The following is a 13,252-nucleotide window of genomic DNA, read 5'->3' as shown; positions in this document are numbered from 1 at the left end:
GATGTCTAAGTCATCCTACCACTTCCCAATACCTCAGAGATAATAACAATGAAAAATACATACTACATCAGCATATCTAAAACTAATGACAATCATATTCTCCATAATGCCACCTGCCGTATTTATAGCGAAAATAAAGAGGATATGATTTTGATTGGTCGTTATGAACAGCTCGTCATCGCATTAGGTATTTCGCGGAATAATTTCAGAAAGGTCACGCCCTGCGCACAATGTATTCTAAAACGACGTCATTACAATATTTCCAGCCCCAGAATTACGCCAGTACCCGTGCGACATTTCCCGGAGTGAACCGCAAAACATGAACGCCCTGCCAGAGGCAGGGCGTTCCTTATTATCGCCGACACTCACGCCAGAAGGCGTAACTGCAGGCCATAATTGCCAGGATGTACGCCAATGCATTAATCAGCCAGTGAAGGGTAATCATCCTTCTCACCAGGCTGAAAAAACCTTCTGCATACAGCGGCATATCACCGGTTTTCGCAGCAATAAAATAAAGTACCCCCAGAATCACTAATTTCGCGATTAACCACGCCACCACGGGGATGACAAGGATAAATACTTTATTGCTGGTAACCCGTTCACTTAATATCACATAGCACACCAACGGCATCAGCGCTGGAATGATGGCGATCATGCTATTCGCCAGCAGTTGCAGCATGGGAACGCCGAACTGCTGGTGAACCTGCCACCATTGAGCGAAGTCAGAAGGCAGCGTGCAATACAACAGCAAAAAGCAAACGGTACCCCATATCAGAGCGGGCATAAACGTTTTGTCCATAATCACTTCCTTTGTGTTATCACTGCTTTCACCGGCAGCACCTTCCTCCATGCAACATTGTGCGACAACCTGAAATCCGCGCGCCGCCGGAAGTCACTGGCACCGCGGCTTCGTTTCCAGAATGGCTCCCGCCGCCTTGTCCAGGTTGAATAACACCAGGAAGCTAACTCTCACGAGACTGGCTTCACCTTACAAGGCAGGCTGAACAATCTCAGAGACGAGGTCGGGACCGCTTGCCAGTGTACGCTATATTGCCTTCCCCAGGCCATATGACTTGTCTTGCGGGTATCTGCCATAACCTTTGCTGCATGCACTCGCTGTCAGAACAGAGTTAAACCATGGCAAACTCACGTTGCAGCGGCCGGCTGCGCAGCTGGCAGGGCGGCAAGCATCTCTCTCAACTTCGTGAGTCCCGGCTTACTCAGTTTAATATCTCTCGAGTCGAGAATGTTTTCATTGCCTCGTAGTACCGCAAAATTTTTCGCCGGGCCGGTATCGCCAAACCTTTTAAGATAATCATCAACATTGATACCATGGCTATTCAAGCGGTCAATTAAACGCGGAGGTAACGGCCTGGTCTCATCCCCAACCATTGAACTTTCCATTTTCCGCATAAAGGCAATTGTTTGTTCCGGCGTACTGTCCGTGCCTAGCTCAGTTTCAGCTTTTAATGACCAGTATAGCCAGTCCAGTTCAGCTCGGGTAACGGTCCTCCATTTAAACTCCGCCAGATACAGGTTGTTATCATCCATTTCCTTACTGGCAAGTACAAACTTCCTTATATCTTCAGGCAGGTCAACTTCGCCATTTGCATCTATTGACGTTCTGAGATCATTTAACCTCTTCATCATGTCAGTAGCCTCAGTCTTTCTTTTCTGAGCAACAATCATATCCTCTATTTCCCTGAGACGACTTTTATCTATAGTTCGTGATACCGCAAAGTTTTTCGCCGGGTCGATATCGCGAGACCGTTCAAGGTAATCATCAACATTGATACCATGGCTCCTCAAGCGGTTAGTTAAACGCGGAGGTAACGGTTTTGTCTCATCCCCGACCATTGAACTTTCCATTTTCCGCATAAAGGCAATTGTTTGTTCCGGCGTACTGTCCGTGTCTAGCTCAGTTTCAGATTTTAATACCCAGTATAGCCAGTCCAGTTCAGCTTTGGTAACGGGCCTCGATTTCAACTCTTCCAGATATGGGTCATTATCATCAATTTCCTGACTGGCAAGGACAAACTTCCTTATATCTTCAGGCAGGGCAACGTCACCATTTGCATCTATTGACGTCTTGAGACCATTTAACCTCTTCATCATGTCAGTAGCCTCAGCCTTTCTTTTCTGAGCAACAATCATGTCCTCTATTTCCCTGAGATGATTTTTATCTATCTCAATTTCTGCCTTGTTAAGTCGACTTTCATCACCTCTTATTCTGGCATAATCTTTCGCAACAACTAAGTCACCCTTTTCCTGCAGAAACTTATCGATATTCACACCACGCGCTCTGAGATAATGAATTAAATCAGAGGGAAGAGTCACTTTCTCTCCTGGCGCAGTGTCGCTTTCCATTTTTTGTACAAATGCAACGAGTTCTTCATAGGTACTTTCGTGCGATAACTCAACTTCAGCTTCTAACATCCAGCGCAGCGATTTCAATTGCGAATCGCTGATATTTTTATGTCTGAGATGCTCCAGAAAGAGTTCACCATCAGGGGTTGCCTGACCTTGTTTAATGAAGTCAGTAATATCATTTGGCAAGCGATAGCCACCAGCTGGCGTTTTCTTAAGAGACTTCATTCTCTCAATCATTATACTTATTTTATATTGCCTGATTTTTTGATCAATTTTTGTTTTGAGTAATCTGGCACCGGTCGTATCAATGTCAACCTCTGCAACGTTAAGTTCGCCTGCACCGCTTATTGCCGCCTCTTTTGAAGACGGAGTACCATAACGTTGAGCAATAGCATCAATATTTATACCATTATCCCTCAGAGTCTTGATTGTCGCCGTGCTTAACCGCCCCGGAGTTCCCCTGCTAATAAGCGACTCAACCTCGTTTTTAGGTGCCTGCACGTTTTTCTCGAGGAGTTTAAGACGAGCCATGACAGCCAGGTCCCCGAATTGATGTTTATCCATGATACGATCGGATAACTTTAGGGATAAGCGTACATGTTGCTCTGGTTCTGCAGATCCTTGTTGACCTACATCCTTATGGGCAGGCTTGACGTCGCCATGAACGCGGATATAATCCTTAACCTTTATTCCATGTTTCTCGAGTATTTCCTGCAACTCATTGGGTATGGTAGTTTTCTCATCTCCACTCAAAGAATATCTTATTTCATCAAGCAATCTTAGAGCGCCGTTAATGTCTGAGGGTTTTAGCTGTTTCGCTTTCGCTATGAATTTTAATCTTTTTAGCTCAGTGTGATTCAACCGGGTATGCTCAGGTTTTCGACGGTATTGAGTTTGCGTGTTATTATCATCATTGTCAGCATTTCCTAACAGGTGCTCATCTATATTAAACCCCGAATCGCGAAAATCCTTCAATAAATCGAAAGGAATCTGGATGGTTTGATCACCCGTTACTTTACTCTCCAGCTCTTCCAGTTTGCCGATCATTCTTTTAAGACGCTCAGACTGGGCCCATTTCTTATAAGCTTTCGAGGCATCACCCCAAAGCTCATTAACGCCGTGCTGATCATATTCTACCTGGCTATAATCCGTCACGCCGTCGACGGTAGCCTCTTTAATGGAATCTTCTTTACCATGCTTATCCAGAATTTTTTTATAACCGATGCCTAATTCTTCCAGGTCTCTCAGGGTGTCTGTTGATAGCCTATTATATCTAAGCTCATCAAATCCCTTACTAAGATTAGCCATGGTCCGGTCCCACAGCTTTTCAGTCCTTGATTTATCCACTCCGTCACCGGAAGTTGAAGTCAGCGCTTCCTCTGAGAGTGCTGAACTTCGCTCAGCATTTGAAAAGAGGGTATCGGATCTCTCAGTATCTTCTATGGTCAACCCCATCCAGTCATATATCGGATCTGCACCTTGATTGATTATCTTACCCGCATCCCCAGACATCGTTGTTGATTTTTGATACCAGGTCAGACCGCTTTTAGCTGTCTTATTAAAGTTCTTTGGCATGTTATCCATCGTCTTACCGACCGTTCCATCGGCAATACCACCTGTAATGACATCTCTGACAGTTTGATTGCGGATATTCCGCAACCTGACCGTATCATCAGCCGGCGTAATTATATATTTTACCAGTCCCTTAGCGGTGGTTATTACTGCAGAAGCAATCATTCCCATCGGAGTTGATTTAGGAAAACCCGCCATCCCCAACGCCATACCCACATATCCTGCGGTGGTATCAATAACTTTATATACGTTATCGAGATTCTCCTTCTGTGCATCAGCCACTACTCGGTCGAATTCTCTCTCCTGAGCAGTAAAATACCGATCTGCCAGTTTTGTGTCGTAATGACTGGAAGGATCCATTATTATCTTTGGCGTCTTCTGTTCTGCGGCTTTTTCCCTGTCACCCAGGACTAAATGGCGAGAAATAAATTGCTGAGTTTCTTCATCAGGCTCAAACGAGTAGCGAACATTAGTGTCTTCAACCTCACCAAGTACACGAGTGGCCTTAACCCGTTTGAAGTTACCATCATAATCCATAATTAATATATGTGTTTTATTCTCCGGGGTACCAGGCACCACCAAAGCAATAACGTCCGGCACTCGCTCGCCATTATATCTCAGAGTAATAACACGGTTAGTGTTACCCTTTAAGTACTCCCTTATCGTTGCTTTTTCAGTTGCGGAAAGATCGTTTTCTGGCGAATCGAGTGCATTGGTAAAACCAAGTTTAAATATGCTGCGGTAAAGGGTTGCCAGTTCTGGCATGCGTTTGCGCATTTCCGTCATATGCTTCGCCCATTCCTGACGCAGCCTGGTGTATGAACGCGGATATTTCTCTACATCTATTTCTCCAACTTCAAGAGGAATAATTTCAAAAGGTTTTTCCTTGTTTGATTTATACGGCTTATGCCCAAAAAGCTCCCTGCGGAATGCCTCACTGGTGTCAGTTGAATCACGTTTACCCGTTCCACCTTCCCATAATATCTTAACATCATCAGGAGCACCGTTACCGGTGTAAATATCAATCACGCGCATGCGCTTAAAAGTAGGCGGCTGTGTTTTGTAATTAACGGTATCCACATAGCTGTAGGGCGACGTTATTTTTCCATGTCCATCCGGATGCCTGTCTATGACTTTCTGAATATCTTTCTCGATAAATGTTCTGATTTTGCTGTTATTCCGGACGTCAATACCGATTTGCGTATCGTTATATTCCGCTTCGGTCATCGAGAATTCGCTGGCGTCGGTACTGCCGACGGACGTCCTCTGGCTGGCATTCACCTGGTTATCGTCTTCTGCATCTTCAGGTACGCCGGTTACCGGTGGCTGTGCTGCAGCAGCCTGTTCCATATCGGGCTGTGTACTTCGTTTGCGACGGCTCTTTACCTGCTCCTCTGCCGGGCGGCTATTCCCCACTGGGATCTTCTCCACCTCACCTGCCCTTTCTTCATCGCTGGCGGTTGCCTGTGCCGCGTCATTCAACCCTTCACGCACCAGCCGCACCACTTCCGTGCCCGCGCGGAAAGGTGCCTCAAAGCCCAGGTTAATCAGTGACTCTTTCGGCAGTGCCTTAATCGTGGCTGAGAACGCCTCTTCGCAACCGCTACTGCGTACCCTCAGTGCTAACGCTGCGATGTCCTTTATCAGTTTCACCGGGGTCCCACCCACTGTTGTAACAAGCTTTTCCGCCAGCCCCAGCACCACTGCCTTTCGCATGGCACTTATCACTTCCGTTGGCACCTTTGTTCCCGGCGTCACCGTCGCATTCACGCGTTTCATATCCTCATGAAACGCCTCCAGCAGTCGCGAGGCCCCCCAGGCCAGTTTCAGCACCTTGATCAACGGGAACGACACGCCAAACAACTCCGGCAGTGCCTGCTTAAATGCGGATTTCATTATCCACCTCGAGAAATCTGACGACACTTTCCCTGACGCCTTATCCGCCAGCTTCTGCGCCCAGCCCTTCCGATACTTTGTCGCACATTCCAGCGTTTCCGGTTTCAGTTCCCTCCCCGCCCGCCGCAGACTGATCTCGCGTTTTATCCGGTTTTTCAGTGCCGTCCCTTCCGGGTCCGATTTTTTCGGAAAAGCCGCACCCGCCTCTTCGGCCGCATGATCTATCAGCAGACGATACTTATCACGCTCTGCATCCGTCAGATCTTCTGGCAGCATGGTTTCCGACTGATAGAGCATATCCGCGCAGTATTTCGCCAGTTGCGCATCCTTTGAAAACAGCGCAAAACTCTTTCCTGTAATATGCGCAACCGTCAGCTCCAGCTGTTTCATCGCCTGCTGGATATCACGCTGACATCCCTGAATGGCGTACAGTGCCTTTTGGTATGAGTCTTTATCGTTCAGCGCATTCGCTTTTATGTCTGCCTTGTCTCCGGCCGGATTAACCAGCTGATCCATTTCCCGCCCCATTTTTGCCGCGGAATCCTGACACGCCTTTACCGTTTTACCGCACATATCACGCAACCGGGTGATATCACTCTTATGCTCCAGGTTGCTCGTCCGCGACCACATACCGTCCAGCTCCTGTCGTGTCGCGATCAGTTCGTTGCTCAGATTCGCCATCTGCTGATCTGTCGCCTGACGCTTCTTATCCAGCTCCTCCAGCTTTGTGGCGCGGTAATGCTCCACCGTCTCCGCCTGCGCATCCGCCTTTAGCCGGCTGTTTCCGTCGTGCACCTGCCGCGTCACCGTCGCCTGCTTCCCCGATGCCTCCAGTGACGCTGCAGCCAGATCCTCCGTTGCCCGGTAGAGGTTAACCATCATCCCCAGCGGACCGGTCGCCGCCAGCCTTATCTGCTGATCATGTGGGCTGTGTTTTGCCCCGTGGAACCAGTGGGCAAAGCCGTTCTCTACCCCGTACCAGCCCTTCACTGCCATAAACTTCAGCGCTGCCAGCACTTCTCCCGCGCTGGCGCACGTCTGGCCTATGGCATGTACGCCTTTATTGTGTTTAAGCCCGCGCGTCAGTATTGCCATCGTCGCCTCTGGCAGCTTCGGTTTCAACATTTCACGCCTGAGGTCCATCATTCCGGCCGCTTTCTTTGCCGCTTCACTGGTTTTTTTCAGTTGCTCTGACAGGCTCCCGTTACCCTTTCGGCACAGACGCCTCTCCCTGAGGTGCTTTTCCAGTTTTCCTCGCGCCTTCTCCAGGTCATACCTCACTGTTTTCAGCGCCTTACCCGCCAGTACTGCTACTGGATCTTCCGGACTCGCCATCTGCCCGTCCTTCACCGCCTGTTGAATAGCTGACATGCTCTGCAATGCTGCTGACATATCACACAGGTCTGACGCGACTTTTTTCAAATCCTGTAAGAGATTTTTGTCACCCGTTTTTGCCAACTCCAGTTCAACCCTGATTTCCCGGCACAGTGCTCTTAGCTCCCATTGTGCCTCACGGACCGTTGCGCTACTGCTGCCAGAACAGGCGGTTCTCAGTGCCTCGTCTTCATCTTCCAGCCACTTCAGCTCATGTGATACATTCCTGAGATAGGTTTCACGTTCTTTCTTCAGGGCTTTCGTCACCTCCCCGCACTGCTGCTCCTTGGCCTCCCAGGCCGTTTTCAGCGTGCCACGCAGTTTGCCCTGCCACGTAAGCTTCTTATTCTCATTATTCTCATCATTCTCTTTCTTCTCCACGGCATCCCATACGTGCTTCCAGTCACTCTTTGATAGCGCCTGTCGCAACCCACGCAGTGCCGCCTCCGGTCCAGCTTCCAGCTTCACTTCTCCCCCGCTGGCTTTATGTGCAGCCACCCCAGCCAGCACTTTATTCGCCTTTATCAGCGCCTCCGCCAGGTCGCTCAGTGATACCACCGCGTTCATCATCCCCACATTCTGATCGCCCGTTTTGGGCGGGTGAGCTGACAGCGTCAGGCACAGAGTCTGCAATGCCTCAGCTGCCCCCCCAACGCGGGCGTATAGGGTGTCCACACCTGTTTTCCCAGCTCCGAAGCTTTCTCTGGCAGCCGCTCTCTGTCCACCACCAGAAACTTACGGTTTTCCCCCAGCTGACGGAACTCTTTCAGCTTCTCGCGTTGCTCCAGCAGGTCCGGCACATCCGGCAGGTTCGCCCGCAGTGGTGTCTCCGGCGCTTCCATCGTCTCAGTTGGCGGGCTATTCATCAGCAGCGCTTCCGACTTACGCAGCAGTTTCACCAGCACACCACCCAGCTTGATGTCATCTTCAAATGTCAGTAACCCGCTTTTACAGGTGACCATTGACGCCAGTGTATCCCCGGCGTCCGGCGTAATCTCCAGCTCCGTCTGCTGCTCCAGAAAACAGCGCATGTCATTGTTCTTCATCAGCTCGTTAAACAAGCCACCGATGACAGGATCACGCAGCCAGTCATTATTCTCACCCTCCCCGTTTTTGGCCTGAGTCTCAAGGAACAGGGCCCTGTTCATCATGACGTCCATCAGGGCCAGCGACTCCTCATCGACAAATGAATAATCTGACTGGGAAGGAATTTTGGATATATCCGGATTGCTTGTCGTGAGGTCAATCTTGTGTGTAGCTGAAGATGGAATGTTACTGAGGGTGTTGCGATTCATGGAAATCCCTGATGTTAAGAAAGTAAAAAAACAATCAGGGGAGATTACCGGTAACACTCCGGCGGGATTATCGGGAAAAGACCTGAACTATCGAATTTCGCTCGATTTATAAGCGAAACTGTTGACGCTTAAGATGCCCGTATCATTTCTTTGGTGGGAATATTATTGCCGTGACTCTGCTTTGCGCGGCAGCAAAGCAGAGAAAATCCGTAGCAGGGAATGTGGAGGAGCAGAATAAGGGAGAAAACGGATGTCACGCCGCCTTATTTAAAATCAATCGCCATCAACTCCGCAATCGTAGAACCCTTAGTTGAAGCCACGCAGCGATCGAGATAATCAGTAAATTTGGATGATTGCGGCATGCCTAATTTGAGTAACTTCTCATTACTGAACACTACGTTAAGCATTGAAAAATGGCCATAAAGATTCATCGCCCGCAACATGATGCGTTCGTTACAGGGGCCGAAAAGAGCAGCAAAATTTTTCTTATCGGCACTTAATTCTTTGTAATTTACTTTCTGGTAACTGGCAGAAACGGGGGAGTCTCCCGAGGCTTTTGCCATCGCGAGGTCGATTTCGGCAAAGGTTACGCTACTGTCCACCCCGGCAGAAATGTGAAACACATCCTTCTCAACTTTCTCGGCTGTCAGCAGCAGCTCAAGCGCATCGGCACAATAATCCACCGGAACAACATCAATGCGGTCATCCAGATCACACATAAATTTACCCAGCATCAGTGCCATGCGGAACACCCAGAAGATGCTGGCAGAGGGTTCACAGCCGTATTGCGAATGGCCGACCACGATGGAAGGACGTGCAATCACCAGTGGCAGCGTGGGTAAGGATTCCATCATCATTCTTTCAATCGTCGCTTTACTCCAGGTGTACTCGACGATGTGCTGCTGGCGGGATGTTGTCAGTTCACTTTCCGTCACCAGGCTATTGGCGCGCGGAGCACAGGACATCGCGGTTCCCACATGGACAAAGCGTTTAAGTCCAGTCACCTTGCTCATCCGGCTGGCAAACTTAAAGGTCCCCTCGACATTCACCTTCCAGATATAGGGGTTATTGCCAAACGATGCGACCGCGGCACAATTCAGGACATGGGTAACGCTATCAAGCCGGGGAGCCGCAACAAAATGCTCCGGTTCTGAGAGATCACCGGGCAGGATGTGTTGCGTGGTCAGGGACTCCAGCAGAATGCGGTCCACCCCGAATTTCGCCAGATTTTTTTTAACCCGCTCCAGCCCCTCTTCAGACGTTTCTCCCCTGACAAGCAGCAGCAGATTATTTATTTGACCTTTCTTTAACAAATTAACGGTGACTGCCCCGCCAAGAAAACCTGTTGCGCCGGTGATTAATATATTTTGCATGGATTTAGTCTAATGATGATGTGTAAATAGTGGCTATCCGGCACACGTTATTCCATCAAGATTAAATGGCAGTTAAATAGATAATTCATTGAAAAAAATCCCCAGTCGCAGTGAACTTTTATCAGAAAACTCAACTCACCCGATAAACACGAGGGATAAGAAAATATTATCTCTTATCGCTTTCATTTGGATGCAATTATGCATAACTGTGAAACACTTTAATAAAAACATCGGCAGGTTTAGTTACTCATTCACACCGCTACGATTCTCATTCTTATTACCATTATTCTGCCGTATCCCAGGAAAATTCAAAAACACGGGGTGAATTAACGACACAATACATTGCGCGTTTTGGAGGGATAAATGACGGGGTCGGGCGCGTCAGTAAGCAGGTGGCAATCTATGATGCAGCAACTCTCTTGTAGAAATTTCAAGCCGAGACGATTGGCCTGACACGATCAGCGGAATCAAAGGCCTGGATGGTCTGGATAAGGGAGAAGTTTCATACCAAAGTTTGGATGATCCAGAAGTACAACAGATTTATAAGTCAGGTAATATATACCACTCATACTCAACCTGGCATGAACCTGAACAAGATTAACACTAATCCAGCCTGATATTTTGCGATTTTATATGCTGCCAGAAGCGCTCTGCCGCAAGATTTAACCTCGCTCCCGAACGATAAACATATGCTGAGATAGGCAAAGACAGCGAACCATCCATAATGGCCAGTTTACCTTCTCTCAACTCACGCTGAATCGAATACTGCGGTAACCACCCCACCCCATGGCCGTTTACGATCATGCGTTTCAGCAGTTCACTCATGGAAGACACAAAGCTGAGGGTAAAGGTATTCTCGGGAATTTTGTCGATAACCTGATTAACCTGACGTCCCATGTAACTGTCGTTCGCATATTTCATCAGCGGCAAAACATCGCCATTCAGACTGAATAAGGGTCTGCCATCGACATCACAGGGGCTGACTAAATGAAGGAAGGAATCGAAAACCTTATGATGAATAAAGGGATAATTCATAAACTCTTCATTGTAGAAGGTCAGAATAAAGTCGCTTTTCCCTTCTTTCAGGTTATAAACCGCCTCGTCCACGTTGATCGACTCAACATAATGGATCCTTTCGGCGCTGTCGGTGTATCCGGCGATCAGATTAGGCAGCAGCAGGACGGAAAGTGAGGGCGCGGCATCGAATTTGATACTTTGCCGGAAGTTGTCGAGCCCTTTGATTCGATTCAGCTGGTAATCCATATCGTCCAGCATATTGCGTGCATAACCGACAAAACTCTTCCCCTGCCGGGTGAGTTGCAGTGGATTGACGCTGCGATCGAAGATGGCAAAGCCGATGGCAGACTCAAGTGACTGAATACGACGGCTGAACGAGGACTGAGAAATGTTTCTTTTTTCCGCCGCTAAGGTGAAGCTGCGGGTCTCTTCCAGCGCAATGACGTCATAAAACCATTTAACTTCAAGATTACTGACCACAGTGCGGAATCTCACAAAACCATAACCGGCGCTATGCAAATTATGCATGGCATATAGAAATTATGCAATCATTGCATCTGATTGATGGTGCTAGTATCCAGAACAGTTGATTAACTGATTTCCGCAAACTCATTAACAGCTCAGTTAACTATCACGCTCAACAAACGGTCGCAGCTTAATGCAACCCAATATTCAGCCAGCTATCAGTCAGGTATAACATGTCCAGCACTGCGATTATTAAAACTGCCCTGTCAGATTTAGGGATCACTGACGTTTCGGAAGTGATCTATAACCCGGATTATGATCTGCTTATCGAGCATGAAACTTCATCTGAACTCAGCGGCTATGAGCGCGGAATGATGACTGCATCCGGTGCCGTCGCGGTTGATACTGGCGAGTTCACTGGTCGTTCCCCGAAAGACAAATATATTGTCCGCGATGAACTGACTCAGGACAGCGTGTGGTGGTCTGACGCGGGCACCGGTCGCAATGATAACAAACCCCTTTCCCCTTCGGTCTGGGCTGAATTACGTCATCTGGTATCCAACCAGTTATCCGGCAAAAAACTGTATGTCGTTGATGCCTGGTGTGGTGCCAGCAACGACTCTCGCCTGGCGGTACGTTTTATCACCGAGGTAGCCTGGCAGGCTCACTTTGTGAAAAACATGTTTATCCCGCCTCTGGCTGAAGAACTGGAGAATTTCACACCTGATTTTATCGTGATGAACGGCTCCAAATGTACCAATCAGAACTGGCAGGCACAGGGGCTTAACTCTGAGAATTTCGTCGCCTTTAACCTCTCCGAGAAAATGCAACTGATCGGCGGCACCTGGTATGGCGGTGAAATGAAGAAAGGTTTGTTCTCGGTGATGAACTACTTTCTGCCACAGCGGGGCATTGCCTCGATGCACTGCTCAGCCAACCGGGGTGCTGAGGGCGATGTGGCGCTGTTCTTCGGCCTGTCAGGCACCGGCAAAACCACCCTCTCCACCGATCCACAGCGCGAGCTAATCGGTGATGATGAACACGGCTGGGACCATGAAGGCGTGTTTAACTTTGAAGGTGGCTGCTACGCTAAAACCATCAATCTGAGTGAAGCCGCCGAACCGGAGATCTACCGCGCTATTCGTCGCGATGCACTGCTGGAGAATGTGGTCGTCAGGGCTGACGGCAGCGTCGACTATGCCGATGGACGTAAAACCGAAAACACGCGTGTCTCCTACCCGTTGTCGCATATTGAAAATATCGTCAAACCGGTATCGCGTGCCGGAAATCCGTCCAAAGTGATTTTCCTCGCGGCTGACGCCTTTGGCGTATTACCACCGGTATCACGCCTGACCACCGATCAGATGAAGTATCACTTCCTGTCTGGATTCACGTCAAAACTGGCAGGCACCGAACGGGGAATTACCCGACCCACCCCGACGTTTTCTGCCTGCTATGGCGCAGCATTCCTGATGCTGCATCCAACGCAATACGCTGAAGTGCTGGCGGGAAAAATGGCCGAAACAGGTGCGGAAGCCTGGCTGGTTAACACCGGCTGGAACGGTGCCGGTGAGCGACTCTCCCTGCGCGACACGCGTAATATCATTCGTGGCATTCTGAATGACACCATTGTGCTCGGTGATAACACGCTACCGGTATTTGGACTGCTGATCCCGGATGCGGTGCCGGAAGTACAAACCAGCCAGCTCGATCCACGCAATGGCTGGGGATCAGAAGAAAAATGGCAGGAAGAAGCGGCCAAACTGGGTCGTCTGTTCGTGACAAACTTCAGTCAGTACGCACAGACGTCGGAAGGAGCGCGCATTGCATTGGCAGGCCCTGACATTGCAAGCGAATAACCGCTAAGCCCCCATGCCTCCCCGCTGTCAG

General features: G+C 49.0%; 6 protein-coding genes and 1 pseudogene. 2 read left to right on the top strand and 5 right to left on the bottom strand.

Features of this window, described 5'->3' with window-relative positions; all coding sequences use genetic code 11:
- Positions 1 to 352: 352 nt before the first annotated feature.
- The 4 genes from CUN67_RS23485 to CUN67_RS23470 form a co-directional block, all read right to left on the bottom strand.
- A complete protein-coding gene (locus tag CUN67_RS23485; protein ID WP_208717897.1) occupies positions 353 to 799 on the bottom strand; it encodes a hypothetical protein in 447 nt (148 codons plus the stop codon).
- A 347-nt stretch (positions 800 to 1,146) separates the two neighbouring features.
- Positions 1,147 to 7,782, bottom strand: a complete 6,636-nt coding sequence (locus CUN67_RS23480) for a hypothetical protein (RefSeq protein WP_208717896.1) — start codon at positions 7,780 to 7,782, stop codon at positions 1,147 to 1,149.
- Positions 7,783 to 7,826: 44 nt separating this feature from the next.
- Positions 7,827 to 8,363, bottom strand: a complete 537-nt coding sequence (locus CUN67_RS23475) for a hypothetical protein (protein ID WP_208717895.1) — start codon at positions 8,361 to 8,363, stop codon at positions 7,827 to 7,829.
- A 407-nt stretch (positions 8,364 to 8,770) separates the two neighbouring features.
- Positions 8,771 to 9,880, bottom strand: a complete 1,110-nt coding sequence (locus CUN67_RS23470) for an SDR family oxidoreductase (protein ID WP_208717894.1) — start codon at positions 9,878 to 9,880, stop codon at positions 8,771 to 8,773.
- 418 nt (positions 9,881 to 10,298) lie between these two features.
- Here CUN67_RS23470 and CUN67_RS30470 point away from each other — a divergent pair.
- Positions 10,299 to 10,481 (top strand): annotated as a pseudogene (locus CUN67_RS30470) (hypothetical protein); the annotation flags it as partial.
- 2 nt (positions 10,482 to 10,483) lie between these two features.
- Here CUN67_RS30470 and CUN67_RS23465 read toward each other — a convergent pair.
- Positions 10,484 to 11,377, bottom strand: a complete 894-nt coding sequence (locus CUN67_RS23465) for a LysR family transcriptional regulator (RefSeq protein WP_084878285.1) — start codon at positions 11,375 to 11,377, stop codon at positions 10,484 to 10,486.
- A 218-nt stretch (positions 11,378 to 11,595) separates the two neighbouring features.
- Between CUN67_RS23465 and pckA the strand changes: the two genes are divergently transcribed.
- A complete protein-coding gene (gene pckA / locus CUN67_RS23460; protein ID WP_208717893.1) occupies positions 11,596 to 13,221 on the top strand; it encodes a phosphoenolpyruvate carboxykinase (ATP) in 1,626 nt (541 codons plus the stop codon).
- Positions 13,222 to 13,252: the final 31 nt, after the last annotated feature.

The organism is Pantoea cypripedii (genome assembly GCF_011395035.1).
GTDB classification, from domain to species: domain Bacteria; phylum Pseudomonadota; class Gammaproteobacteria; order Enterobacterales; family Enterobacteriaceae; genus Pantoea; species Pantoea cypripedii_A.
Note: the sequence above shows the minus strand (reverse complement) of the source record. Positions and strands in the feature narration are given on the sequence as shown.